Annotated in this window: 24 protein-coding genes; 9 read left to right on the top strand and 15 right to left on the bottom strand. The window is 37.1% G+C overall.

Going from position 1 to position 25,694, the window contains the following annotated elements; translation table 11 throughout:
* Nucleotides 1-31 precede the first annotated feature (31 nt).
* Together DHU68_RS03245 and DHU68_RS03240 are read right to left on the bottom strand one after the other, a co-directional pair.
* On the bottom strand, nucleotides 32-454 hold the full coding sequence (locus DHU68_RS03245; protein WP_108821509.1) for a hypothetical protein: 423 nt from the start codon (nucleotides 452-454) through the stop codon (nucleotides 32-34).
* Between the two features lie 98 nt (nucleotides 455-552).
* The gene (locus DHU68_RS03240) at nucleotides 553-744 is read right to left on the bottom strand and encodes a twin-arginine translocase TatA/TatE family subunit (RefSeq protein ID WP_108821508.1); all 192 of its coding nucleotides are present in this window, start codon (nucleotides 742-744) and stop codon (nucleotides 553-555) included.
* Between the two features lie 198 nt (nucleotides 745-942).
* Between DHU68_RS03240 and DHU68_RS03235 the strand changes: the two genes are divergently transcribed.
* Nucleotides 943-2,418, top strand: a complete 1,476-nt coding sequence (locus tag DHU68_RS03235) for an O-antigen translocase (RefSeq protein WP_108821507.1) — start codon at nucleotides 943-945, stop codon at nucleotides 2,416-2,418.
* 7 nt (nucleotides 2,419-2,425) lie between these two features.
* Here the strand turns inward: DHU68_RS03235 and DHU68_RS03230 are convergent, their stop codons facing one another.
* The 8 genes from DHU68_RS03230 to DHU68_RS03195 all read right to left on the bottom strand — a co-directional run bounded on the left by DHU68_RS03230 (nucleotide 2,426) and on the right by DHU68_RS03195 (nucleotide 9,637).
* Complete coding sequence (locus tag DHU68_RS03230; RefSeq protein WP_108821506.1) at nucleotides 2,426-3,133, bottom strand: hemerythrin domain-containing protein; 708 nt, start codon at nucleotides 3,131-3,133, stop codon at nucleotides 2,426-2,428.
* Between the two features lie 14 nt (nucleotides 3,134-3,147).
* Nucleotides 3,148-3,756, bottom strand: a complete 609-nt coding sequence (locus DHU68_RS03225) for a LuxR C-terminal-related transcriptional regulator (RefSeq protein WP_108821505.1) — start codon at nucleotides 3,754-3,756, stop codon at nucleotides 3,148-3,150.
* A gap of 117 nt (nucleotides 3,757-3,873) precedes the next feature.
* Nucleotides 3,874-4,944, bottom strand: a complete 1,071-nt coding sequence (locus DHU68_RS03220; RefSeq protein WP_108821504.1) for a tyrosine-protein phosphatase — start codon at nucleotides 4,942-4,944, stop codon at nucleotides 3,874-3,876.
* Between the two features lie 202 nt (nucleotides 4,945-5,146).
* On the bottom strand, nucleotides 5,147-5,482 hold the full coding sequence (locus tag DHU68_RS03215) for a hypothetical protein (RefSeq protein WP_108821503.1): 336 nt from the start codon (nucleotides 5,480-5,482) through the stop codon (nucleotides 5,147-5,149).
* A 77-nt stretch (nucleotides 5,483-5,559) separates the two neighbouring features.
* The gene (locus tag DHU68_RS03210; RefSeq protein WP_108821502.1) at nucleotides 5,560-6,474 is read right to left on the bottom strand and encodes a ribonuclease Z; all 915 of its coding nucleotides are present in this window, start codon (nucleotides 6,472-6,474) and stop codon (nucleotides 5,560-5,562) included.
* Between the two features lie 7 nt (nucleotides 6,475-6,481).
* A complete protein-coding gene (locus DHU68_RS03205) occupies nucleotides 6,482-7,063 on the bottom strand; it encodes a 7-carboxy-7-deazaguanine synthase QueE (RefSeq protein WP_108821501.1) in 582 nt (193 codons plus the stop codon).
* On the bottom strand, nucleotides 7,044-7,406 hold the full coding sequence (gene queD / locus DHU68_RS03200; protein ID WP_108821500.1) for a 6-carboxytetrahydropterin synthase QueD: 363 nt from the start codon (nucleotides 7,404-7,406) through the stop codon (nucleotides 7,044-7,046). Before queD ends, DHU68_RS03205 begins: the two co-directional genes overlap by 20 nt.
* A 71-nt stretch (nucleotides 7,407-7,477) precedes the next feature.
* Entirely contained in the window at nucleotides 7,478-9,637 is a 2,160-nt protein-coding gene (locus DHU68_RS03195; protein WP_108821499.1) for a S9 family peptidase, read from the bottom strand.
* A 241-nt stretch (nucleotides 9,638-9,878) separates the two neighbouring features.
* Between DHU68_RS03195 and DHU68_RS03190 the strand changes: the two genes are divergently transcribed.
* The 5 genes from DHU68_RS03190 (at nucleotide 9,879) to DHU68_RS03170 (ending at nucleotide 15,424) form a co-directional block, all read left to right on the top strand.
* Nucleotides 9,879-11,000 carry a DUF4369 domain-containing protein gene (locus DHU68_RS03190; RefSeq protein ID WP_108821498.1) on the top strand — a complete coding sequence of 374 codons (1,122 nt, stop codon included), beginning with the start codon at nucleotides 9,879-9,881 and terminating at the stop codon, nucleotides 10,998-11,000.
* A gap of 75 nt (nucleotides 11,001-11,075) precedes the next feature.
* Complete coding sequence (locus DHU68_RS03185) at nucleotides 11,076-12,617, top strand: YifB family Mg chelatase-like AAA ATPase (protein ID WP_108821497.1); 1,542 nt, start codon at nucleotides 11,076-11,078, stop codon at nucleotides 12,615-12,617.
* Between the two features lie 25 nt (nucleotides 12,618-12,642).
* On the top strand, nucleotides 12,643-13,254 hold the full coding sequence (locus tag DHU68_RS03180) for a DUF4254 domain-containing protein (RefSeq protein ID WP_108821496.1): 612 nt from the start codon (nucleotides 12,643-12,645) through the stop codon (nucleotides 13,252-13,254).
* A gap of 17 nt (nucleotides 13,255-13,271) precedes the next feature.
* A complete protein-coding gene (locus DHU68_RS03175) occupies nucleotides 13,272-14,306 on the top strand; it encodes a glycosyltransferase family 9 protein (protein WP_108821495.1) in 1,035 nt (344 codons plus the stop codon).
* Nucleotides 14,306-15,424 (top strand): glycosyltransferase, encoded by a 1,119-nt coding sequence (locus DHU68_RS03170; protein WP_108821494.1) that lies wholly within the window; start codon nucleotides 14,306-14,308, stop codon nucleotides 15,422-15,424. Before DHU68_RS03175 ends, DHU68_RS03170 begins: the two co-directional genes overlap by 1 nt.
* Before the next feature lie 9 nt (nucleotides 15,425-15,433).
* Here DHU68_RS03170 and DHU68_RS03165 read toward each other — a convergent pair whose 3' ends face one another.
* Nucleotides 15,434-17,455 (bottom strand): hypothetical protein, encoded by a 2,022-nt coding sequence (locus DHU68_RS03165; protein WP_160111065.1) that lies wholly within the window; start codon nucleotides 17,453-17,455, stop codon nucleotides 15,434-15,436.
* Between the two features lie 195 nt (nucleotides 17,456-17,650).
* Here DHU68_RS03165 and DHU68_RS03160 point away from each other — a divergent pair, with 195 nt between their 5' ends.
* Nucleotides 17,651-18,622, top strand: a complete 972-nt coding sequence (locus DHU68_RS03160; protein ID WP_108821492.1) for a PhoH family protein — start codon at nucleotides 17,651-17,653, stop codon at nucleotides 18,620-18,622.
* A gap of 132 nt (nucleotides 18,623-18,754) precedes the next feature.
* Nucleotides 18,755-20,053, top strand: coding sequence for a threonine synthase (gene thrC / locus DHU68_RS03155; protein ID WP_108821491.1), 1,299 nt, complete (start codon nucleotides 18,755-18,757; stop codon nucleotides 20,051-20,053).
* Between the two features lie 51 nt (nucleotides 20,054-20,104).
* Here the strand turns inward: thrC and DHU68_RS03150 are convergent, their stop codons facing one another.
* From DHU68_RS03150 to coaBC, 4 genes are all read right to left on the bottom strand, one after another.
* Nucleotides 20,105-20,857, bottom strand: coding sequence for a porin family protein (locus tag DHU68_RS03150; protein ID WP_108821490.1), 753 nt, complete (start codon nucleotides 20,855-20,857; stop codon nucleotides 20,105-20,107).
* A 177-nt stretch (nucleotides 20,858-21,034) separates the two neighbouring features.
* A complete protein-coding gene (locus DHU68_RS03145; RefSeq protein WP_108821489.1) occupies nucleotides 21,035-21,703 on the bottom strand; it encodes a porin family protein in 669 nt (222 codons plus the stop codon).
* A gap of 349 nt (nucleotides 21,704-22,052) precedes the next feature.
* On the bottom strand, nucleotides 22,053-22,718 hold the full coding sequence (locus DHU68_RS03135) for a porin family protein (protein WP_108821487.1): 666 nt from the start codon (nucleotides 22,716-22,718) through the stop codon (nucleotides 22,053-22,055).
* 35 nt (nucleotides 22,719-22,753) lie between these two features.
* On the bottom strand, nucleotides 22,754-23,950 hold the full coding sequence (coaBC, locus tag DHU68_RS03130) for a bifunctional phosphopantothenoylcysteine decarboxylase/phosphopantothenate--cysteine ligase CoaBC (RefSeq protein WP_108821486.1): 1,197 nt from the start codon (nucleotides 23,948-23,950) through the stop codon (nucleotides 22,754-22,756).
* 302 nt (nucleotides 23,951-24,252) lie between these two features.
* Here coaBC and DHU68_RS03125 point away from each other — a divergent pair, with 302 nt between their 5' ends.
* Complete coding sequence (locus DHU68_RS03125; RefSeq protein ID WP_108821485.1) at nucleotides 24,253-25,623, top strand: MFS transporter; 1,371 nt, start codon at nucleotides 24,253-24,255, stop codon at nucleotides 25,621-25,623.
* Nucleotides 25,624-25,694 lie beyond the last annotated feature (71 nt).

The raw sequence follows: 25,694 nt of genomic DNA, 5'->3' as shown, positions 1-25,694 counted from the left end.
TTCAAGTATTTAGATATTAAGATAGAAGGTCTTACAAGATACCTCTCTCCATTAGAATCAGTTTAACCTTTGCCCAGTCAACATAAGGTCTCTCCGACTCCGGATCATCACTTATCAATGGGCAACCCAAATTTGCGTCATCTATATACAGATGTCCATAAGCCTTGGGAGAGGAAGTCCAGAAACGTTGCGTTGGGTTTTTCTGAACCCCATATAAAGGGATCTCATTCTCTTCGAACCATTGAACAGCTTCTGTCAATACATTCTCCTCTACAATTACCTCTTGTCCGTCAACCTTTTTTTTCTTCTTGCGGTCGCTACGCATAGTGAATAAAATCAGGCGATGCCCTTTATCTACAAGTTCTTTAAGCACTGGAATAGCTCCAATATCTTTCCCTATCTTAGGAAATTCGTGAGACACGCATGTCCCGTCAAAGTCAATACATATATCCATCTTATCTTCGATGATTTTTTACAGGTCAAATACTATAAAACAAAAACTCAGACACGCCGCGCCTGAGTTTTATTTACCTAATAATCAGATAATTATAATTATTTATCTTCTTCTACTCCTTTAATATCATTCTCGATGCCGCTAACTCCATCTTTAAAGTTCTTAACGCCTTTACCAATACCTTTCATTAGTTCCGGTATTTTCTTTCCTCCGAACAATAATAAAACGATAATAGCTATAATGATAATCTCTGGGGTACCTAAATTCCCTAAAAATAAAAGTGTGTTCATCTGGTCTGTTTTTTATTAATTATTTTATGCTGCTAAAATAGTCAGAATAAAATTATTCTCAGTATTTTTCACATATTTTTATATTTTGTTATAACATAATTGCATGATTAGTTGACAATTGTTGTTTAGTAAACGAAATTATTTTCTTATTGTACAACAAATAAGGTAGATTTGCAGTAGAATAATCAAATAAGAAGATTGAAGAAAGATAATTCATCATATAACCAGATTATCAAGTCAACATCCATATTTGGAGGTTCGCAAGTGGTGGTAATACTTATAGGCGTAATCCGTACTAAGGTTATCGCTCTGTTGCTTGGTCCCATAGGGGTCGGTTTGTTGGGGATATACCAGTCCATAATCGACATGGTTCGCACAAGCAGTATGCTTGGAATGGATACTTCCTCCGTAAAGGAAATAGCCGAAGCTAATAGCCAAGAAGATGATACAATTTTGAATAAGGCTATCGTCAGCTTCAACAAATGGATTTTCTTTTCAATCCTGCTCTCTACCGCCTTATGCATTCTGTTCTGTATTCCTATTAGCGGATGGCTATTCGAAGACGACAGTTACGCCATCTACATTGCTTTGCTATCTGTTGCGACTGCTCTCTTTATTCTGACAACGGGAAGATCTGTCATACTTCAGGGCATGAGAAAAATACCTGAATTGGCCAAGTCTACAATCTGGGGTAGTCTATTAGGACTCATTATCACCCTTCCCCTCTATTACATATGGCGAATAGACGCTATTGTTCCGGCATTAATTCTTAATGCTCTGATAGGTTTTGTTTTCGTCGAATTCTACTACCGAAGGCTTAAGATTAAAAATATTCCTATATCTAACAAGGAAGCTTTCAGGAGAGGGCTATCCAGTCTGAAATTGGGGTTATATATTGTCACTGCCGGTTTTTTAGGTACATTAAGCATGTTTCTGATACGCGCTTTCATCTCTCGATATATAGACTTGGATGCGGCAGGGCTTTTTCAGTCTTCGTGGGTGATAACGAATGTTTACCTCGGGCTTATTCTCAAATCGATGGGTGCTGATTTTTTTCCTCGTCTATCTGCAATATCGGGCAACGATAGCAAAGCCAGATCGCTCGTCAATGAGCAAACTTATATCATCTTAGTGATTGCTAGCCCTATCATAATCGGTCTTCTACTATTTTCTGACTTTGCTCTTTCCGTACTCTATTCGTCCGAGTTTATATACGCAAGCACTATCTTGAAATGGCAGATATTGGGAACTTATTTCAAGGTTTTAAGCTGGCCCATTGCATTCATTTTATTGGCAAAAGGTAAGGGGAAACTCTTCCTCATTTCCGAAGTTATATTTTATGCTGCGTATCTACTGGCAGCCTATTTACTCTATCCATCGTATGGATTAGATGCTACAGGTATTGGATATTTCATAGCCTATTGCGTCTATTTACCAACTGTGTATTTTATGGTGAGGAAAGTATCTTCCTTCAGCTGGGATAGCAATATCATCAGAATGGGGATAGTCAACCTATGTGCTATTATCTGCGTATTTGTAATATCTGTATACTACAAACAGTTTCAGACTTTGGGAGGAGGAGCAATTCTTATATTATCACTTATATATGCCTATATAAATCTAAAAAAGGTCTTCACATTGGAAGACCTTAAAAAGTGGTTTATAAAAAAGTAGATTTATCTTATTTCTTATTTATTCTTGCTTCTTCCATTTCCTTTACACGAGGAATCACAAGATTGTCTTCGATAAAGGTATGTGCCTCCAACTCTTCTTCTGACATATACAACTCCATGAGGATATTTACCATCAACATCTGATCTGTTGTACCCGACACATATTTCATCAAAATCTGCTTCAAGTCACTCATTTTAGCCTCAATGTCATTGTGACGTTCTTCAAATATATTGATCGAATACTGATCGGGACATGTCTTCTCCATCAATGTACGGACATACGGAAAAACCACATCATCTTCATATTCCATATGCTCTGCCACTTCCTTTGTATAATTATCGAAGAAATCGAAAACGATATGCTGCAGTCCTTTATCACTGCTGGCAAAGACAAGCTCAAGCTTACGTCTGATATTCGGCAATCTTTTTTCCAGAAAATAGCTATGCGAATTCTTCAAATATTGAAGAAAAGGTTCCAGTGGAAGAGTTGCAAACGTTTCGTGTATATTGGTTATCGACCTGTTTGATTGGTAGTTTGCCAAAAAGAGGAAACAGTCTGTGTCAAAATTATTTTCTTTACATACTGCATCTACACTCTTTTCTCCAAACCCTAATGATATTTTCAGGCGATTTAACAACAGTAAAAGGCGATAGTCGGCATCAATGAGCTCCGACATCTTCATGTTCTTTTTGAATACTATAGTAACATTCTTCATAATATTACTTTTATTTATTCATCCTGATATTTGATATCAGAAATGTCTATAAGTTTATTTATTATTGCGTAAATAGTAAGTCCGGAGATACTGTGCACCTTCAATTTTCGGGTCATATTTCTCCTGTGCGTGATAACTGTATGTATCGAGATATTATGATGATCGGCAATTTCTTTATTACTCATCCCTTTAACTACACTTACCAAGATTTCTTTCTCTCTGTCGCTCAGCTCTTCCTGATCTGTCTGCGTGCTTTGATTCTTGTTCAGGCAAGCATTAAGAGTTTCTTCTATCTTAGATTCTGAGTCATTTATCCGTATCACGGCATCATAGCTACGGTAAAATTGCTCGTCGATCAGATTATATACTAACGCTATGATTGCTATATTTTTGTCGAGATTCAATTGTTGGCGAATATCTTGTCTGGAAGCATGTCCGAGAAGCATCGGATTAATAAGGAGGGCATCAGGCTGCAATCGTTCCAGCTGATGACTTATATCATCCATTTCTTTCAGCTCTACAACCTTACTCACGCTAGACAATTCAGATAAGGCATACACCAGTCCTTTCCGGATGATGTATGATATTTCGGCAACTGCCAATACTTTTTTGCTATTTGTCATTTTTCTAATAGCTTATTATCTAGAATCATTCTTTATTAGCCACAAATTTCGCGATAAAATATTTCATATACAAATCATTGACTATAAAGTATTAGAAACGTAATAAGATTAAAACAGTTAGTTATAATTGGTGAGAAGTATTCGTTTTAATTTTTCTTTCTTTTCGGGAGTTATCTTCAACTCTTTTGTCATATAATTATCTATACTTCCATATTTCTCTTTTATACAAGAGAGCCCATATTTAAGAAAGGAAATATCGGTTTGCGTAAGTATTGTAAAAGCCTCTTGACGCGATTCGGAGAGGCTGTCGGCATTTTTCACTGATTTTATTCTGTCTATTCCTATATGAGAAGCCATGTAATCTTCCTCTATAACATCTGTAGGAATATCAAGCGCCTTGAGTAGGAAATAAGTCGCCAACCCCGACTGATCTTTACCTAAGAAGCAATAATACACGATCGGATAGTTAGCCTCATCGCAAAAATAGTCGAAAAGTTCTGCATACTCTTTGGTGAAATTAGTCACCATATCCTTATAAGTATCTTGCGTATATATCACAGCGTCTCCTCTCAAGAACTGCCCATCCAACACCTTCTGAGCCATCGCATTATATCCATTGGTAGAAACAGGAAGGCGTACTTGGTTTACATCTTCAATTTTTAAAGGACGTACATTCTTCACATCTTTTGATCTCAAATCGATAACCGTTTTAATCGCAAGCTTTTCTAACTCTTCACTGTCATGATTCGTCATTCGGGTAAAGCTTCCCGAACGGAATATTTTTCCCCAGCGAATGCGGTGCTTATCAGAAGACACATATCCCCCAAGATCTCTAAAGTTTTGAATACTATCAAATTCAAAAAAACGATTAGATACTGTGGGAGAAATAGTATTACCTATTTTCAGACGAAAGAATTTACGCGTTTCATTATTTTCAGGAGTATTTTCTATTACGGCAATATAATCATTCGATTTAGCTGTGTAAACTACATTCGAGGAAAATATACTATCATTCTCGGACATGAATATTTCAACCAAAGCATTATCCTCCTCCGGAAACATTTCCCATTTCAGAAGATAATTACCCTTAGCATCCTGTTCGCATAAAACCGTTATAGAAGATGTTTGTTTCGAACAATTACAGAATAATATTAAAATAAAAATGCAAGTAATAAATTGAATCCTCATATTTCATTCTCTCTTTTTTATCCCGCTATTAATTAAACATACAAGTTACATCTGCTTTTTGATATTACATCCCCTTTTTGCAAAGTTTTACCTTTTTTTAGACTTTACAATCAATTTCTATACAATAAGGATTGGGAACGCTCTTCAAAAAAAAACTGCGAATTCACATAGAACACGCAGCATAGAATATAATTATCTGTATTTATCGCACAATGACCTTTTTGGCTACCTTTCCTGCTTTCAGTATGTACAATCCCTTATTAAGATCTAAAGAACATCTATTATCAACACATTTCTTCAGATTTACACTTGTAACCTTTACGCCTAAAAGATTATATACATCTAGATAGTTGGTTGTTTTAAGTACATTCTCCAACTCTATTTCCGTATCTTCATTTATCGTAACCTTTAGTGTCAGAACCGTATCATCAGTCTCAGCAAAAGATGTATTGATAGGAAAATCCGCATTCTCCGCACTAACGACAGAAGCAGATCCTATAAGCAATAAGGAAAGTAATATGCTCTTACATCTAATCATATCTATAGTTCTAACAGTCACAAATATAGATATTAAAGCTTATAAAAAAACAAAAAAAACAAAAAAAACGGGGAGTTTCACAATTTTTCACGCAAACCTTCGTTAGCTAAAATTGTGTTAGGAAAAATTACCTTTGCTTCGTCTAAAAGAATATTATTATCTGTATATCGAGCCGAAAAATGACCTAACATCAACTTCTTTACATTCGCCAACTTTGCGATCTCAGCAGCTTGCTTTGCAGTTGAATGACCGGTAGTTTTTGCCCTCGAAGCATCCTCTTGAGTAAACGTTGCCTCATGATAAAGCAAATCGACTCCTTCAATAATGGGAATTATTTTTTCGGAATAAGCGGTATCTGAACAATAGGCATACGAACGCGACGGCGTAGCTGGTCTTGTCAGTCTTGCATTCGGGACAATTGCTCCATCCTCAGTAACAAAATCTGCCCCTTGTTTAATTTTAGCCAACTCTTTTATCGGGATGTTATAAAACTTAATCATCTCAGCAACTAGATGGGCTTCTTTCTCCTGCTCCCTAAATAAAAAGCCGGCACAAGGTACTCGATGACGCAACGGAATTGTTTTGACCTGAACAGACTTATCTTCATATATCACCTCACTATTGACCGGATCAAAAGTTTCGATCTTCACCTCAAATGGATTATCCTTACAGAAAAAGTCTAATTGTGGACGTAATATTTCTTCCAATCCCGCAACTGAATGGATAAACAAATCTCCAGTTCTGCCAAGCAAGGCCAGCGTAGATATCAACCCAAGCAGTCCAAAACAATGATCGCCATGCAAATGAGAGATAAATATCCGATTAAGTCTGCCGAAACGAAGTCTACTGTGCCGCATCTGAAGCTGCGTACCCTCTCCACAGTCAACCATAAAGAGCTTTTCTCTTACGTTCACTACCTGCGACGAAGGGTTATGCTGAATTGTAGGTGTTGCCGATCCACAGCCCAGAATATCAACTTCAAATTTTTCCATTATAGATTTATTCGATGTGTATCAGTTTATGAATCTGCAAACTAAGTCTCCATTCCGGATTACTCTTGATGAGTTCTATACAATAGCTTACATTCTCCATGTTTATTTTATCCCCATCAAAAATAGGACTTAAAAAATAGTTATCTGCTTTAGGAAATATAGAGATATTCGGCACTTCATCGCCCACAGTAATAGGCATACGAATTTCATTCACTGCAGGTATACGTTCTTTTATCGTTTCATAATGCTGCTTAGGGCTACAAGAGATATAGTCAATCAACGAAGGCACCCTCCTTGTTCCATTCGTTTCTATTGCCTGCTTATAACCTCGCTCTTTGAAGAATGCCAGATATTCGTCTTTCAACTGAATGGTTGGCTCTCCTCCTGTCCAAATAATCCATTTGCAAGGATAACGCTCTATAACCTCCAAAATCTCCTCTAAGGTCATTTCATCTCCATTCGCAAAATCTGTATCGCAAAAAGAGCATGATAGATTGCATTTTGTCAACCGTATAAATATAGATGGTTCTCCGCTACGTCCACCCTCTCCCTGAAGAGAGTAAAAAATCTCATTTACTGTCAGCTTCATATATGGCGGTTGTTTTAGGAGTTTCAGACACCTCTACAGCATACACTTCGGATATTTCTTTTTTAAATAAATCATACAAGTATTTAGCCATATTTTCCGCAGTAGGATTGAATGGAAAAATATCATTCAGATGCCTGTGATCTAATTCTCTATCTATATATTGTTTTATAGAATCAAGTTCTCTATAATCTTTTACAAACCCAACAGCATTTAATTGCTCCGATTTCAGATGCACTGTTACAACATAGTTATGTCCGTGCAGTCGGGAGCAAGGATGATCTTGCGACAACCCTTCTAATATATGCGACGCTGAAAATGCAAATTGTTTACTTATCTTATACATGTTTAGCTTACTTCTTTATTTTTCACTTACCCACCTATATAACCAACAAGTAGGGATATTGTTGGTTGCCATTACTTCAAAAAGTCATCAAAATATCTGGTGATATGCTCGTGAAGATGAATTCTGTCTCTTCCTATCATGTTATGTTCTTGCCCTGGATAAATAAATAAGTCGGGGTGAGTTCCTTTTTTTATTGCCGAAGCTATAAAGCTCAAGTTGTGCTGCATAACTACTACCGGATCTTCATCTCCATGAATCAGCAAAAGTCTGCCTTTCAGATCACCCGCTCTGTCCACCATACTTGTTTCTTTATACCCTTCTGGATTCTCCTGAGGTGAATCCATATAACGCTCACCATACATTATCTCATAGTATTTCCAGTCCGTAACCGGACCTCCGGCAACTCCCACTTTGAATGTCTCCGGATGACGAAGCATCAGATTCAGCGTCATAAAACCACCATAACTCCATCCATGAACACCAATCCTTTCTGTATCTACAAATGGCAAGGTTTTCAGGTATTCTACACCCGACATCTGATCTTGTGTTTCTACTACTCCCAATTGACGGTGTGTAATATTCTCAAATTCAAGACCTCTGTACAAAGTACCTCTGTTATCAAGAGTGAATACTATATAACCTTTTTGAGCCATGAAGATATCCCAGCCTCGCGCTTGTGCCATCCATGAGTTATCCACCATCTGAGAATGAGGACCTCCATAAACATAAACAATCACCGGATATTTTTCGTTCGGATCAAATTTTGTAGGCTTCACCATACGATAATAAAGATCAGTTTCTCCATCATTTGCTTTCACCGAACCAAGTGTAATTTCGGGAAGAACAACATTGCCATAAGGATTCTTTGCTGTATGCGACACATAAGTTTTATTCGATTTAGTCTCTGTCACAGCAACTTTACCCGGATTATGCTGAGATGTATACATATCCGATATGTATTTACCACTTGCACTCAATGCTGCATAATGCACTCCTTCTTCTTTCGATAGCTGCTCTCTTTTTCCGCTTTTCAGATTAAGTTTATAGATTTGCTTCTCTACCGGGCTTACTTCTGTTGACAAATAGAACAAATTCTCTCCCTTTTCATCAAACCCTATAATTGATGTTACATCCCATTGCCCCGAAGTTACTTGTTTCAGTAAATTCCCATCCGTATCATATAGGTATAGATGGTTAAACCCATCTCTTTCGCTCAGCCAAAGAAATTTATTTTTATCGTTTTTCAAGAAGAAAACCGGATTTTCGGGTTCAACGTATTTCGGATGTGTTTCGGTAAATAGAGTCTTCTCCAATTTACCCGTTTCTACATTATAACGATTCACGACACAAGTATCTTGCCCTCTATTCAGTTCTGCAATATAAACACTCTTCTCATCCGGGCTCCAAGCTATATTTGTAAGAAATTTTTCTTTAGGAGTTCCGGTTTTCAGATATACAGTTTTCTTTGTCGAAACATTATATACTCCCACTGTCACATGATGGCTTTTCATACCCGCCATAGGGTATTTCTGGTTTTTCAGTTTTGCAACTCTGGCAGACACATCAACCAGTGGATAATCTGTCACCATACTTTCGTCCATTCGGTAGAAGGCAAGACTTTGCCCTGACGGAGACCAAAATGTTCCTTTCTTTATACCAAATTCGTTTCGGTGAACCGACTGTCCATAAACAATTTCTTTATTTTCATCCTCGGATACAGCAAACTCCTCACCTTTGGCTGTTTGGATATACAGATTATTATCTTTTGTATATGCTACAACTTTATTTTCGGCGGCAAAATCCAAGTTATCCATTTTTGGCAGAATATTAAATTCTGCTGTTTTATTCTTTGCTTTAAAATCGTACAGGTATATGTTTTTATTCCCGTAAATCAGTAATTCGCTAGATTCTGCTGACACAGGATATACCTTTGTCATACTTTTCAAACCTTGATCTTCAGACAATCCCAGATTAGCATTTATTTCAACCAGCCTCAAAAACACTTCTGATTTCTGTTTCTCTGAGATAGGAACTGTCATTATACAGTCTCCTTTGACAAAGGTAAGTTTGTCACCATACCACGCTAACTGTCGTGGCATCTCGGCACGATACTTGCTGAATGTTTTACCTCCTGGAATTAAATCTTCGAGGGTTAAAGAAATATCTTGACTAAATGTTTTCATTGGCATCAAAGCACTGAATACGATAAGAATAGAATATATAAATCTCATTTTTGATAGATAATTTATTTTAGCGCACAAAGATAACGATTTTAGGTCGGGTAGTTTTACTAAATATTGATTAATTAGTAATTTGCAATTTATTTTGCAACAACAGATAAAGACAGGAAATACATAAATTAATTTTTTTTAAAACAATTTCATTTTTTTAAACGTTTAAAAATAAAACGTATATTTGCACGTTATATAATATAACTGTGATAGTTTTTATCTTAAAATAACGGATACAACGATGACAAAACATCCTTTAATTTCAGTTTTGACACTATTTTTCCTCTCTATAATCTTATTTGCTTCATGCAATAGGACTTCTGATTCGTTTCAAATTTCAGGAAAACTAGAGAATGTGATAGGAAACTACTTCTTTATATCTTACGAAAAAGGAGATTCTGTGTTTTTAGACACAGTGGCTATAGACCAAAAAGGAGAGTTTTCTTACAAAAAAGAAATAGACCATCTTACTGTCTTATCTTTATATTTCAACGACAACACCAGAAACACATTCGTTTTAGCCGACAAAGGTTGGAATGTTAAAATAAAAGGCGACCTACTCTTTTCAGATTTACTTGAAATAAAAGGAGGAGACGTGAATGATAACATTACAGAGTTTAAGAACAAGAATAAAGAGCTATTAAGTTCCCGCGCAAAGATCTTAAACGCCACCGAGAAAAGGATTAACGACAACGATAGTATAATCCCAAAAGATTATGTCGCTGATTTAAAAAACATCAATTTTGAATTATCGAATGTAGCTGAGGCGTATATCCAAAGTCATCCTGACCAAATAGCCAGTGCAATGCTATTGAATATCTTCTTCAAGGATGAAACATCCATTCCTCGCTTGGAAGAGAATTTGGCTCTATTACGGGGAAAGGCTGCAGACTTTTCTATTACGCATGAATTAAATGAATACGTCAAAAAAATAAAAAGTTCCTCTGCAGGAGCGACAGCTCCTCTCTTTTCTTTAAAAAACAACAAAGGAGAAACAGTTAATATCTCGACCTTTAGAGGAAAGTATGTTCTACTGACATTTGCTTCTACGACGTGCAGCGTCTGCATAGATGAAAAGAAAGACGCAGTAAGCGTATATGAGCAACTAAAAAAAGAAAAACGAAATATAGAATTCATCACAATAGTAAAAGATATAGAACAGGAACCTTTATCTAAAGCAATTACGGATTCTGTAAAATGGGATCTTCTGCCGGTCGAAGGCGGATGGGCTGCTAAACCTTTTGTAGAATACAATATCAACGAAATGCCATACAACATTTTAATATCACCTTCAAATCAAATTTTGGAAAGAGATATTCACATATTGGCATTACCAAAGAAAATGGAGGAACTTTCAAAATAAAATACAAACTAATATATAGTAGAGAAAAGCAAAACTTAAGCTAATCTCTACCCAATACAGATTTACACATACAGAATGCTAGTAAAAGTTTTTGGAGCTGCTGTACAAGGAATAACTGCGACACAAATAACAATAGAAGTCAATTGTTCCAAAGGCATAAAATTTATGCTTGTCGGGCTTCCTGACGCTTCTGTAAAAGAAAGTCACGAAAGAATAATATCTGCTCTACAGGAGAACGGCTATAAATTCCCTCGCCAGCAAGTTGTTATAAACATGTCCCCGGCAGACATACGTAAAGAAGGAACAGCCTACGATCTTCCGCTAGCTATAGGCATTCTGGCTGCATCCGAAAGTATTACTCCCGACAAACTATCTGACTATATGATTATGGGAGAACTTTCTTTAGACGGAAGTATTCTGCCCATCAAAGGTGTACTCCCCATAGCAATAAAAGCACGGGAGCTCGGCTTTAAAGGCATTATTCTTCCAAGCAAGAATGCAAAAGAAGCAGCAGTTGTCAACAACCTCGATGTATATGGAGTTGAAAACATAAGCGAAGTTATAGATTTCTTCAATTCAAAGGCAGAACTAACTCCCACTATTGTAAATACAAGAGAAGAATTCAGCAAAGCTCAGAACTCTTTCGAATTTGACTTTTCGGATGTTAAAGGACAAGAAAATGTAAAACGGGCTCTTGAAGTAGCAGCCGCAGGGGGGCATAATCTCATTATGATAGGCCCTCCCGGAGCTGGGAAATCGATGATGGCCAAACGAATTCCTTCTATACTGCCACCTTTTACGCTTCACGAAGCTCTGGAAACGACTAAGATACACAGCGTTGCTGGAAAGATAGGTTCTGAAACATCTCTGATGACTCAGCGTCCGTTCCGCAACCCTCACCATACTATTTCAGATGTTGCATTGGTTGGAGGAGGGGCATTTCCTCAACCCGGAGAAATAAGTCTATCCCACAATGGAGTTCTTTTCCTGGACGAACTTCCTGAATTTAGCCGAAGTGTTTTGGAAGTAATGAGGCAACCTTTGGAAGACCGACGAATAACAATTTCCCGCTCGAAGTTCTCTGTCGAATATCCAGCAAGTTTTATGCTCGTTTCATCGATGAACCCATGCCCTTGCGGATACTACAATCATCCTACCAAGGAGTGCGTTTGTCCTCATGGAGCAGTACAACGATACCTGAACAAAATATCAGGCCCTCTGCTCGATCGTATAGATATACACATCGAAATTGTTCCGGTGCCTTTCGAAAAGATTTCAGATAAACAACCTGCAGAATCAAGCCTTGCTATCCGAGAGAGAGTGATTAAGGCTAGAGAGATTCAAGAGAAACGCTTCGAAAATGAAGAAGGTATATATTGTAATGCTCAGATGACTCCGAAATTATTAGCTAAATATGCAACACCGGATGATGCAGGTCTTAGCTTGTTAAAGACAGCAATGGACAGATTCAACCTCTCGGCAAGAGCATATGATCGCATATTGAAAGTAGCGAGAACAATAGCTGATTTAGACAATTCTGAAAAATTAATGCCAAAACATTTGGCAGAAGCAATAAATTATCGAAATTTGGATAGGGAAACCTGGACTAATCATTAGAATATTAATAAAAATAGCATACACCATGACTTTTACTGAGTTAAGCAACAGCATATTCGACAAAACAATAGCGGATTACCACATATCGGATAACGTTGACACACCTATCAACAACCCTTATCCAGAAAAAACTATTGAGTATTATCTATATCTAAAAAATTGGATCGACACAGTACAGTGGCATTTCGAGGACATCATCCGCGATCCGGAAATTGACCCTGTCGATGCCTTGACATTGAAAAGAAGAATAGACAAATCAAATCAAGATAGAACTGACTTGGTAGAACTTATAGACAGTTATTTCCTCGATAAATACAAAGACGTGGAGGTACAGCCTTTGGCTAAGATAAACACAGAGAGTCCGGCATGGGCTATCGATCGCCTCTCCATCTTGGCTCTTAAGATTTATCACATGCGACAAGAAGCAGAGAGGACAAACACTTCTAAAGAACACCAAGAACAGTCCGCTAAAAAATTAAAAGTATTATTAACACAACGCGAAGACTTATCTACAGCTATAGAAGAATTATTACAGGATATAGAAAGCGGTAGAAAATACATGAAAGTTTATAAACAAATGAAAATGTACAACGACCCTAATTTGAACCCTGTTCTATATGGAAAGTCTTCAAACTAAACACACTACACTTAACTATGTCAAAGGTTCTAGTAATACGCCTCTCCTCTTTCGGAGATGTTGCCATGCTTGTACCAGTAATTTTCTCGGTTGCGGCTAAATACCCGCAAGACCGGTTTTCGGTAATGACTCGCAAAGCGTTTGCGCCTCTCTTCGAAAACCTAGGTTTTAATGTTAATGTCATTCCTCTTGATGTCAAGAAAAAACACAAGGGAATACGAGGCTTCTTTAAAGTTATAAGACGAATCTCTACTATGGGCTTTTCTCATGTAGCTGATGAACACAATGTTTTACGCTCTAAAGGGATCAGATACTTTATGAAAATGAGCGGACGAAAAGTTGCTTATATTGATAAAGGAAGGAAAGAAAAAGAGAATATTATTGCAACAAAAAATTTAGCAGTGCCACTAAAAAGTACAGTCCAACGTTATCAGGAAGTTTTTGATAAATTAGGCTTCCCTGCTGAAATGGTCTTTAATAATTATTTCGATTTTATCCCCAGAGACTTCTCTAGCTTAAGATCTATTGTTACAGAAAAAAGAGGGAGATGGATCGGTATAGCTCCTTTTTCCAAGCATAAGGGGAAAATATATCCTATGGATAAAATGGAACAAGTCGTAGCCAGCCTTAGCAAAGAGCAAGATACGACAATAATACTTTTGGGTTCGGGTAAAGAAGAACAAAGAATATTATCTGCATGGGCAGAGAAATACCCGAATATCATCAATCCTACAGGAAAACTTAACCTAGAAAAAGAGCTACTACTTATTTCGTACATGGACGTTGTTCTATCTATGGATTCGGCCAATATGCACTTAGCATCTTTAGTCCAAGTACCTGTTGTATCTATTTGGGGAGCAACACATCCTAACCTAGGGTTCTTTGGGTTCAGACAGGACATGAAAAATGCAGTTCAAATAGATTTGGAATGTCGCCCTTGTGCCGTTTTTGGTGAGCTCCCTTGCCAAAGAGGAGATTATGCATGTTTAGAAAGAATAACTCCCGATTCAATCATACAAAGAATAAACAATGTCTTAGACAAAAAGAATTAATGAAAATAGCCATACTTTCACCTTTTTACCCATACAGGGGGGGGCTTGCTCAACTCAATGCTCGCCTATACACCGAACTGTCGAAGCGTAACGAGGTGAAGGCTTTTACATTTACAACTCTTTATCCGAACTTCTTATTTCCGGGAAAAACTCAGTATGTTTCGGAAGGCGATTCAGCTACAGTTATCGATAGCGATCGCGTACTTAATAGTGTAAACCCTTTTTCGTACATAAGTACAGCGAGAAAAATCAACAAATACGCTCCTGATATTCTGATTATTCCCTATTGGATGTCTTTCCTCTCTCCTGCGTTTGGTTCGGTTTGTTTATTTCTGAACAAGAAAATAAAAATAGTATCGCTTGTTCATAATGCCATATCGCATGAGCGTACGCTACTGGAAAAGCCTTTAGCTAAATTCTTTTTCAACAGATGCGATGCTTTTATTGTGATGAGTGAACCTGTAAAACAAGATCTACTCACTTTGAAAAAAGGTGCAAATGTAGTTCTTCAACCGCATCCTATATATGACCATTACGCCGAACGTACAGACAAACAATCGGCTTGTAGTAAATTAGGAGTTAAAACAGATAAGAAGAATTTGCTATTCTTTGGACTGATTCGCGATTACAAAGGACTAGACATCCTCATTGAAGCAATGTCTGAACTAGACGACAGCTATCAGCTAATTATTTCGGGCGAGAGCTATGGCAGCTTCGACAAATACACCGAATTGATAAACAGATCTCCTCTAAAAGATAATATTGTAGTCTTTGAACAATATATTCCAGACGAGATGGTAACAACACTCTTTTCGGCAGCAGACCTACTAGTCCTCCCATACCGATCAGCAACGCAGAGTGGAGTAGTAGCATTAGCCTATCAGCTGGAACTGCCAATGGTTTCTACCAACGTTGGTGCTTTAGGCAGTACAATCAAATCATCAGAGACAGGCCTTGTCGTTTCGAACATCTCACCCAAGGGTATTGCTGATGGAATCAAAGACTTCTTCGAGTCAAACAACCTTGCATTATACAAGACTAACTTAAAAAAAGAAAAAGAACGACTGTCATGGAATAACTTTGCAGTTTCCATCGAATCGTTCTTTTCTAAACTCTAAACCTCTACCTTACGGAGTAACGCCTATCTCAACAAATCGGGCTGCTGCATTCAGAAAGTGAGCTGTAATCCAAAATACCGTCCAACTCTCCGAATAACCTCCACGAAGTTTATGCACATTCGACATATCTCCATGTTGGGCAAAATTTGTTTGTTGTAACTGTTCCCCTTGACTTCCAAAAGGATCTGTTAACTGAAAACAGCTACGATACATAACAGATGCAACTTGCTTTAATCGTTCATCCTTTAGATGCATTCCCATTTTATACACTTCGGGTGCAAACAAGACTCCATATACATCTATATGTTGATTTTGCGGCGAAACAACAGTCCACCCCGTCGTTTTAAAATTATAATCAGCCATACGACCTGCCGGTAGCGGGATATCCCATATTACCAAATAACTCAGGCATACATCCATTGCATGTTTTGCCCAATCTAAATATTTCTTATCGCCAAAACGTTCGTACAATTCCAAAAAGCCTTGAAAAGCAGCCCACGAACCTTCTTTGTCTTCACAGGTTGCATCAAGAGTCCCCCCCCAATAACAACCACTCATAGTCAGGTGTCTCTCAGCAAATTCTTCTCCTGCTTTTATTGCTGCTTTTTGATATGTCTCATTATTAAATAACTTTGAGGCTATAGCCAATGGCGCTATATAAAAACCTTCGGCTGTAGAATAAGGATTCCAGTCCGGATTTAAAATTCTTTCACTCTGCTTGTCACAAATTACTTGAAGAAATTCTTCCCATTTCTTTGTATTATACTTCCCATTTTTATGGGCAGTTTCTATTGCTTTAGCAAAATTATACATTGCCTGTCCGCACGAAACATGATCTCCTCCATGATACTTCTTTTCTTTTACATTAAAACCAACGGGGAAAGTCCCATCCTCATTTATAGGATAAGTAGTCAAGTAATCTAAAGAAGCTTGAACTCGCTGCTGAATAGCACTATCCTCTAATTTATCTTCCAATACCTGCAGAGCAAAACCCGGAGAATCAGCCTGACCGCACCATCCCATTACAATATCTTTCAGGCGACTTAAGTCATACATACCAAAGCCTACGGCCCCATCATCTTCAATCCAACGACTCTTGGCAAACTTATATTTACTTTCGATTATATCTTGAAAATCAGTAAATCTATTGGCATCATAAGGTTTATATAGATCAAGGCTCGTATAAAGAGGTTGCTGAAAACCGCTTCCTTCTCTCTCGATAGGATACAATTCGATAAAAAATTCTTTTTCTATTATTCTTCCCGGCTCAATATTAAGGTAAGTATCTGTGTAGCGCATAGGCGTCTTCTGAAGTGCTTTTGCAACACTATGCTGATTATTATAGCCTATAGGACCTGAATATAAAACAAACTCGGTGTGCCCATCCTTAGCTTCAACTCCCATCGACCACCATTGATCACTCAACACTGCACCACGCACAGGGCTAGGAGTTGTATGCACCGCAGCAGCAAGTTTATCAGTAGCATTTTCAAGCATTACAAAAGGCATTGGGTAACGATGGTCTTCAAATATGGCAAACTCTCCCTCTTGCCCCGTATACACCGGTATAATGTTCGGGTTAACCTTTGCTCCCATCGAGTTTCCATAATATAATACTCCCGGAATCAGAGGTTTTAACTCACTTCCTTTCATCTTAAAACGAACAGATAAGGTAGCGTGTCGTAAAGTATCTTTTCCTAACCATTCGAAACGACGAATACATTGTATAAGTCCATTTTCCGTTTCTCTATATGAATCTCGGAGTAGCATATCTCCTTCGGGAAAAGAGATTTTCCCTTTTAGGACAGTCCATTCACCAGACTGAATTTGCTCTGTAGGGTTGGCATGAGACCAATTGGTCATCCAGTCGTTTTCCCATCCCGAAGCGATAGACCAAAGACCTTCTTCGGACGCACTGATAATTAACTGATTGTCTATAGAAAATTCAGGACGATTATTTTTAATCGAAAACTGAGAGAAGACTAATAGATAGCAAAAAGTAAAGAAGGATACAATAATTATTCTTTTCATCATTTAAGGTTATAGTGTAATAATATATAAGGCATTGATATTGATTTAGCATACAATGGTTGCTAATTTAAGAATTATTTTAATCGAATACATATTTATATGCTTTAATGGCTATATTTGTAAACCATAAAACCATTACATATTTACCATCAGACAAGTAAAAATTAATTAAGAACGCAGTTTATAAATCATTGAATGATAGAACAAATAATAATATTAGAGCATATAGATCCAGTCGTTTTTTTCGGCGTAAACAATTCTAATATTCAATTACTAAAGACTCTTTTCCCTAAACTTCGTATCGTAGCACGAGGAAACGCAATAAAGGTGACCGGGAACGCAGAAGATGTCCCATTATTTGAAGAAAAAATAGGAGAGCTTGAAAAGTTTTCAACCGAGCGAAACAAACTTACAGAAGAGGATATTATAGATATAGTAAAAGGGAAATCGCCAAATGTTGTAAAACAAGAAAATCTTATCATATACGGAGTCAATGGCAAATCAATCTTTGCCCGTACTCCTAACCAACAAAAGTTAGTAGATGATTTCAACAAAAATGATATGGTTTTTGGGATTGGTCCTGCCGGATCGGGAAAAACATACACAGCTATAGCATTGGCCGTAAAGGCTCTAAAAAGCAAACAGGTAAAGAAGATTATACTCAGTCGCCCTGCTGTAGAAGCCGGAGAAAAACTCGGATTCCTTCCGGGAGACATGAAAGACAAAATAGATCCTTATCTTCAACCCCTGTATGATGCCTTGGAAGACATGATTGCTCCTGCAAGATTGAAAGACTATATCGAAAACAAAGTTATTCAGATAGCTCCACTTGCCTTTATGCGGGGACGAACATTGAGTGACGCAGTCATCATTCTTGACGAAGCTCAGAATACGACTGTACATCAAATCAAGATGTTCCTTACAAGGCTCGGAATGAATGCTAAAATGATCATTACGGGTGATATTACACAGATAGACCTCCCCCCTTCGCAAGAGTCGGGACTAAAACATGCCTTACGCGTCTTGAAAGGAGTAAAAGGAATATCGCATGTAGAATTTGACAAGGCTGACATTGTCCGACACAAGCTTGTACAAAGTATCGTAGAAGCATACGAGAAAGAAGACAAACGAGTAAAAAAAATAAAACTAGAAAAAGAGCCGAAGTAAAATTCGGCTTTTATTTTTCTTAAATCACACACCTATTCCGATCAATAAGACTCCTATCCCTGAATCTTTCCTGTTATTTTATCGCATATTACCTCCATTTTTGTATTTTTGCTATTTAACGAGTAATTAACTATGAAATATTACAGTACAAACAAGCAAGCTCCTCTGGCAAATTTGCAGGAGGCTGTCGTGAAAGGATTAGCTCCCGACAAAGGGCTCTATATGCCGGAAGAGATAAAAGAATTGCCTCAATCATTCTTTGACAGTATTGCGGATATGTCTTTTCAGAAAATTGCATACACCGTTGCTAAAGCTTTCTTTGGTGATGACATAGAGAACAACACCTTAAAAGAGATCGTATACGACACCCTAAACTTTGACACACCGGTTGTGCATGTTGCAGACAATATATATAGCCTCGAACTATTTCATGGTCCTACTCTAGCTTTCAAAGATGTAGGTGGTAGATTCATGGCTCGCCTTTTGAGCTATTTCATTAAAAAGCAAGGACAAAAAGATGTAAAAGTTCTTGTCGCAACATCGGGTGATACGGGGAGTGCTGTTGCAAATGGCTTCCTTGGTGTAGACGGCATACATGTATATGTACTGTACCCAAAAGGGAAAGTCAGCCATATACAAGAAAGCCAGTTTACAACTTTAGGGCAAAACATTACAGCACTGGAAGTAGATGGTACTTTCGACGACTGTCAGGCATTAGTAAAGAAAGCTTTTCTTGATCAGAAATTGACCTCTAAACTAAACCTAACTTCGGCAAACTCAATTAATGTAGCTCGCTTCTTACCGCAATCGCTTTATTACTTCTATGCTTACGCTCAATTAGCCAAACTAGGGAAAGCGAAGAATGTAGTATTCTCTGTACCTAGCGGAAACTTTGGCAATATCACAGCCGGGCTTATCGCGAAGAAAATGGGGCTACCTATCAAACGATTTATTGCTGCAAATAATAGCAACAATATATTTTTCGAGTTCCTTCAAACGAATGAATATAATCCTCGTCCATCCATACAAACTATTGCAAACGCAATGGATGTTGGTGACCCTAGTAATTTTGCAAGAGTTATGGACCTTTACAAAAACTCTCTAGATGAAATCAAAAAGGATATTTCAAGCAAATGGTATACTGACGAAGCAATCAAAGAAGTAGTTAAGGATACATATAACAAGACTAATTACCTTCTAGATCCACATGGGGCATGTGGGTATCAAGCTTTAGTAGAAGATTTGAAAAAGGATGAAATTGGTATTTTTCTGGAGACTGCACATCCTGCCAAGTTTACCGAAACGGTAGAAGACATAATAAAAGAACCTGTATCAATCCCAGAGAGGTTACAAGCCTTTATGAAAGGGGAAAAATTGAGTATAGAACTAAGTAAGGAGTTTGATGATTTTAAGAATTTCTTATTAAGCTAAATAAAGAAAGCCCGAACTATTCGGGCTTTCTTTATTATTTTATCGTCGTTATCAAAATTTATAACCTAGAGAAAGAGAAGCTGTTCTCACCTTAACATTTTCATATCTTGAGATATCTTGCAATCCAAAATCATAGTTAAATCCAAGGCTCACTCGTTGATATTCCACAAGAAGACCTAATCCAAGTCCCCAGTCAAATCGATGAAATCCTTTTTCGTGGCGCCCTTTGATATCATTTTCGAATGTATATAGGACTCTCTTAAATCCGGGAACATTTTTCACAAAGTCATTCAAGTGTACAGGATTTTGCACTCCCTCTATATGAACCCAATCTCCCATTTCCATTCTACCTCCTACTCCATAGGCAGCATAAGGTCCTCCATGAATAGCAATATTCACATCTCTGGACACTTCAAACTTATAGCCTACATGCAAAGGAATCTGTATATACATAGCTTTAGCTACTGCATCAGGAACAGTAAATAACATTCCTGTTGTTTCGTTGTTATCTTCATATTCGAACTTCATTTTCTTATTATAAAATTCTACTCCTGAAGACAAATAAACATTTTTGTTTATTGCATAATCGATAACAATACCTGCATTAAATCCAACCTGATTCCCATTATATTCTACATAATCGGTAAAATCGGATAAGTTTAAGCCTGCTTTCACCCCTACTGTTACTTTTGGTCTAGAGTTACCATAGTAGTAGTTATTGTCATAGTAATTTAATTGTGCATTAGCTAAGAGTCCAAAAGAAAGAGATAGCAATAATAAGCTGACTCTGATTATACTTTTCATATTCGTTTTTGTTAAAGTTTAAGTGTAGAAATACTTATTTGTGTTATAAAAACTTGATGCAAAGATATATAAATTTATTCATTTTTAGCATTATTGGCTTATTTTTACTCAAATAGTCAATCATAAAAAAAGAAAAGCCTGAATAGTCAAGCTTTTCTTATATCTTATTTTATGCTATCAGAACTTATATCCCACTGTAAGGTATGCGTTCATATTGCGTATTTTCGCATTGTTATCCTTAGAGATATTTATAAGCCCCAGGTCATATCCTAATCCTACTCCGATTTTCCCAAATTCAGCACCAACACCTAAGCCTAAGCCAAAATCGAATCTGCCTGCACCATGCTTCCCAAAGAAATCATATTCACTTTTAGCTGGATCTATATCTATCAACACTATTCCTGTAGGATTGTCTTCTATTTTTGTTTTTCCTTTTCCTCCTATACCGTAAGCAATATATGGACCTGCATGCATATTCAGTTTTACATTTTCCGATATATCAAATTTATAACCTACATGCACTGGAAGTTGAAGATACATCGCATTCATTGTTAATCTCATACCAACCTCTGCACTTACAACATCTTCCAGATAACTAAGTTTTGCTCCTTTAGTTGTAAACTCTAGCCCAGACAATAAGAACACATCTGGAGCAAGAGTATATTCAACAGTTACACCCACATTAAAACCTACTTTAGCATCAGTATCCTCTGCTCCGCTTCCACTAAAGTTAGAAAGATTCACACCTGCTTTTACTCCAAAAGTTGGAGATGTTTCCTGAGCGTTAACACCTACTCCTATTAGCAAAGCAACAGCTAAAAAGCTAATTTTTAAAATTGTTTTCATATGTGTAATTTTTTAAATCGGATAAGTTTAATCCAGCTTTCACCCCCACTATTACTCTTGATCTAGAGTTCCCATAGTAGTAGTTATTGTCATAGTAATTTAATTGTGCATTAGCTAAGAGTCCAAAAGAAAGAGATAGCAATAATAAGCTGACTCTGATTACATTTTTCATATTCGTTTTTGTTAAAGTTTAAGTATAGAAATACTTATTTGTGTTACAAAAACTTAAAGCAAAGATATATAAATTTATTCATTTTTAGCATTATTGGCTTATTTTCACTTAAATAGTCAATCATAAAAATAAGAAAAGCCTGAATAGTCAAGCTTTTCTTATATCTTATTTATGCTATCAGAACTTATATCCCACTGTAAGATATGCGTTCATATTGCGTATTTTCGCATTGTTATCCTTAGAGATATTTATAAGTCCCAGATCATACCCTAATCCTACTCCGATTTTTCCAAATTCAGCACCAACACCTAAGCCTAAGCCAAAATCGAATTTTTTCATTCTCTTTTCACTAAAAGAAAGATAGCCTTCTTCAATACCAGTTGCATCAGAATCGAAACAGGAAGATATTTCTTCTATTTTAGCTTTCCCTTTTCCTCCTATATCATATGCAATATATGGTCCTAAATGAAGATTCAATTTCATACCTTCCGATACATACAACTTATATCCTATATGCAAAGGTAACTGAAGATACTTCGGATTCATTGTTAATGTTGCGTCAACAGCTACACTTCCATAAGCTTCTACAAATCTAAGTTTTGCTCCTTTAGTTGTAAATTCCAGCCCAGACAGTAAAAATACATCCTGATTAAGAGCATAATCGACAGTTACTCCTACATTAAATCCGATTTTAGCATCAGATCCCTCTATACCTTTCCCGCTATAGTTAGATAAATTCACACCTGCTTTCACGCCAAATGTCAATGGTTTTTCTTGAGCATTTGCGACTACACCTATCAGCAAAGCAACTGCTAAAAAGCTAATTTTTAAAATTGTTTTCATATGTGTAATTTTTAAAGTTAGTATTCTACTTAACACTACTTTATTAAAGTTTCATTAATAATATCGGAGGCGACATCTTTCTTCGATTTCAATTCAAAATCTTTTCGAACACCATTTTTATTTATTATCGACACCTTATTTGTGTCATATTGAAATCCTGCACCTGAGTCGTTCAACGAATTGAGTACAATATAGTCTAAATTTTTCTTTTCTATCTTCTTTATTGCATTTGCTTCTTCATTATTTGTCTCTAATGCAAAACCGACAAGCAATTGTCCTTCTTTTTTCATTTTGCCCAAAGAAGCTGCAATATCTTTGTTTGGCACAAGAGTTAAGCTTAAATCTCCTTTTTCTCTTTTTACCTTTTCATTATATTGCTCTGCAGGACGATAATCTGCTACTGCTGCACAAAGGATCGCAGCATCTGTAGTTGGGAATTCCTCTACCGAAGCTTGATACATTTCTTCAGCCGATTCTACATCTATTCTCTTTATGTTCGGATGTGCTGTTTTTAACGAAACCGGACCTACTACCAATATAACCTCAGCCCCTCTGCTTGCACACTCTTCGGCAAGAGCAAAACCCATTTTGCCGGAAGAATAATTACCTATAAAGCGAACAGGGTCTATTTTTTCGTGAGTAGGGCCCGCAGTGATTAGAATCTTCTTCCCTGCCAAAGTCTGTTTCTCTGCAAAGAACTCTTTGACTACTTTCAATATGTTTTCAGGCTCCTCCATTCTTCCTTTTCCTATCAAATGACTAGCCAATTCTCCTGCTGCCGGTTCTATAATTATATTACCATAAGAGCGAAGCAAATCTAAATTTCGATGAGTAGACGGATGAGCAAACATATCTAAGTCCATTGCCGGAGCAATCATCACGGGAGCTTTCATCGACATATAAGTCGTTATTAACATATTGTCTGCCACTCCATTTGCCATTTTACCCAACGAAGAGGCTGTTGCAGGAGCAATCAACATCAGATCCGCCCATTGCCCTAAATCAACATGACTATGCCATGTGCCATCATTTGCTGTAAAAAACTCACTTACAACAGGCTTACCTGTCAATGCCGAAAGTGTTACAGGAGTTATAAATTCTTTACCTGAGGGTGTCATCACAATCTGCACCTCTGCTCCTGACTTTATCAACAAACGGGCTAATGAAGCTGCTTTATATGCCGCTATACTCCCTGAAATTCCTAATACTATATGTTTCCCTTGCAGTGTCATACTTTAATATTTTGAACAAATATACAGCTAAACAGCATACAGCCGAAGAAAAATCCTCAAAATCTTCTTTCTTTCATTTTAACTAAAAAGTAACAGAAGTAACAGATTCTGTTGTATTTATTCAAAGTTACATTTTAAATAGTGCTATACTCATCTATTTATAGATAAAGATTGAAATCTGTTATTTTTCATATCATATATCTACCTTTTAAGGTTTTAAATAAGACATTCTTAATTCTTTTCCCTACTTTTGCCTAGCAAAAAAATAAAACAAACATTTTTTAATATACTATAAACGATTTATGACTGAGATTATAAGACAAAAATTAAACGACTCGCCAGCTGCCAGATGGACAGTATTGGTGATAGTTGCATTCACCATGTTCTGTGCCTATTATATCAATGATGTGATGGCACCTCTAATGGGAGAGCTTGGCTCTGAATTCGGATGGACTTCCCAAGATTTTGGAATATTCAATTTCTCATACGGCTGGCTCAATGTATTCCTATTCATGCTCATTTTCAGCGGTATCATTCTGGATAAAATTGGACCTCGCCTTACCGGAATCGGAGCATGTATACTTATGGTTATCGGGTGTTTAATAAAATACTATGCCGTATCTACCGACACTTTCGAAGGAGAGGTTTTCGGCATCAAGATGCAGGTTTTTATCGCTTGTGTGGGTTTCGCTATTTTTGCTTTAGGACTCGAAACTATTGGTATCACAGTTACGAAAATTATTGCACGTTGGTTTAACGGTTACGAAACAGCATTGGCAATGGGACTTCAAGTTGCTATTGCACGTTTAGGCTCCGCACTTGCTATTGGAACAACGCTACCTTTAGCAAAATCATTGGGTAGCCTTTCTGCTCCAATACTGATTGGACTAATGGCCATCTGTATAGGCTTAATCGCTTTCATCTTCTTCTGTACAATGGATAAAAAACTTGACGCGTCTATTGGAATAGAAGCAGCAAGTAGTGAAGATTCGTTCAAAGTATCGGATATCTTATCCATTGCGAAAAACAAAGGCTTCTGGCTAATTGCTATCCTGTGTGTACTTTTCTATTCGGCAGTATTCCCTTTCTTAAAATTCGGTACATCGCTTATGATCAATAAGTTTGGCATGGCTGAAGATTGGGCAGGAACAATTCCGGCAATGCTTCCATTCGGAACAGTATTATTAACTCCAATTTTCGGAGGTATTTACGATAAGAAAGGAAAAGGAGCTACCATCATGCTTATTGGTGCAGCATTGCTTACAATAGTACACTTATTATTCTCCATCCAAGCTATAAATGTTTGGTGGATGGCAGCCATATTGATGGTATTGCTAGGAATTGCCTTTTCACTTGTGCCTTCTGCAATGTGGCCAACTGTTCCAAAAATCATTCCTCAAAACCAGTTAGGAACAGCTTACGGTATGATCTTCTGGGTACAAAACATTGGGCTTAGTGGCGTTCCATTCCTTATCGGTTGGATATTGGATAAATACTGTATAGTGGGAGAAGTAATAGGCGACGGCGGTAAGGTCACAACGCTTTACGATTATACCATCCCGATGCTGATTTTTGCCTGTTTTGGTGTATTAGCTGTACTTACGGCCTTTCTACTGAAACGAGAAGATAAAATAAAAGGATACGGTATAGAGCAGCCGAACTTAAAAAAATAACAGATTAAATACAAAGTCCGGATTTCTGCTAGTAAGAGTCCGGACTTTTTTAATAAAATACTTAGACAATA

Source organism: Dysgonomonas sp. Marseille-P4361 (assembly GCF_900343125.1).
In the GTDB taxonomy this organism is placed as follows: Bacteria; Bacteroidota; Bacteroidia; order Bacteroidales; family Dysgonomonadaceae; genus Dysgonomonas.
The sequence above is the reverse complement of the archived record's forward strand: the minus strand, read 5'-3'. Positions and strand labels throughout refer to the sequence as shown.

Coding starts and splice junctions, on each gene's coding strand:
- DHU68_RS03245 (WP_108821509.1), bottom strand. CDS start 454: ATGGATATATGTATTGACTTTGACGGGACATGCGTGTCTCACGAATTT.
- DHU68_RS03240 (WP_108821508.1), bottom strand. CDS start 744: ATGAACACACTTTTATTTTTAGGGAATTTAGGTACCCCAGAGATTATC.
- DHU68_RS03230 (WP_108821506.1), bottom strand. CDS start 3,133: ATGAAGAATGTTACTATAGTATTCAAAAAGAACATGAAGATGTCGGAG.
- DHU68_RS03225 (WP_108821505.1), bottom strand. CDS start 3,756: ATGACAAATAGCAAAAAAGTATTGGCAGTTGCCGAAATATCATACATC.
- DHU68_RS03220 (WP_108821504.1), bottom strand. CDS start 4,944: ATGAGGATTCAATTTATTACTTGCATTTTTATTTTAATATTATTCTGT.
- DHU68_RS03215 (WP_108821503.1), bottom strand. CDS start 5,482: ATGATTAGATGTAAGAGCATATTACTTTCCTTATTGCTTATAGGATCT.
- DHU68_RS03210 (WP_108821502.1), bottom strand. CDS start 6,474: ATGGAAAAATTTGAAGTTGATATTCTGGGCTGTGGATCGGCAACACCT.
- DHU68_RS03205 (WP_108821501.1), bottom strand. CDS start 7,063: ATGAAGCTGACAGTAAATGAGATTTTTTACTCTCTTCAGGGAGAGGGT.
- queD (WP_108821500.1), bottom strand. CDS start 7,406: ATGTATAAGATAAGTAAACAATTTGCATTTTCAGCGTCGCATATATTA.
- DHU68_RS03195 (WP_108821499.1), bottom strand. CDS start 9,637: ATGAGATTTATATATTCTATTCTTATCGTATTCAGTGCTTTGATGCCA.
- DHU68_RS03190 (WP_108821498.1), top strand. CDS start 9,879: ATGACAAAACATCCTTTAATTTCAGTTTTGACACTATTTTTCCTCTCT.
- DHU68_RS03185 (WP_108821497.1), top strand. CDS start 11,076: ATGCTAGTAAAAGTTTTTGGAGCTGCTGTACAAGGAATAACTGCGACA.
- DHU68_RS03180 (WP_108821496.1), top strand. CDS start 12,643: ATGACTTTTACTGAGTTAAGCAACAGCATATTCGACAAAACAATAGCG.
- DHU68_RS03175 (WP_108821495.1), top strand. CDS start 13,272: ATGTCAAAGGTTCTAGTAATACGCCTCTCCTCTTTCGGAGATGTTGCC.
- DHU68_RS03170 (WP_108821494.1), top strand. CDS start 14,306: ATGAAAATAGCCATACTTTCACCTTTTTACCCATACAGGGGGGGGCTT.
- DHU68_RS03165 (WP_160111065.1), bottom strand. CDS start 17,455: ATGAAAAGAATAATTATTGTATCCTTCTTTACTTTTTGCTATCTATTA.
- DHU68_RS03160 (WP_108821492.1), top strand. CDS start 17,651: ATGATAGAACAAATAATAATATTAGAGCATATAGATCCAGTCGTTTTT.
- thrC (WP_108821491.1), top strand. CDS start 18,755: ATGAAATATTACAGTACAAACAAGCAAGCTCCTCTGGCAAATTTGCAG.
- DHU68_RS03150 (WP_108821490.1), bottom strand. CDS start 20,857: ATGAAAAGTATAATCAGAGTCAGCTTATTATTGCTATCTCTTTCTTTT.
- DHU68_RS03145 (WP_108821489.1), bottom strand. CDS start 21,703: ATGAAAACAATTTTAAAAATTAGCTTTTTAGCTGTTGCTTTGCTAATA.
- DHU68_RS03135 (WP_108821487.1), bottom strand. CDS start 22,718: ATGAAAACAATTTTAAAAATTAGCTTTTTAGCAGTTGCTTTGCTGATA.
- coaBC (WP_108821486.1), bottom strand. CDS start 23,950: ATGACACTGCAAGGGAAACATATAGTATTAGGAATTTCAGGGAGTATA.
- DHU68_RS03125 (WP_108821485.1), top strand. CDS start 24,253: ATGACTGAGATTATAAGACAAAAATTAAACGACTCGCCAGCTGCCAGA.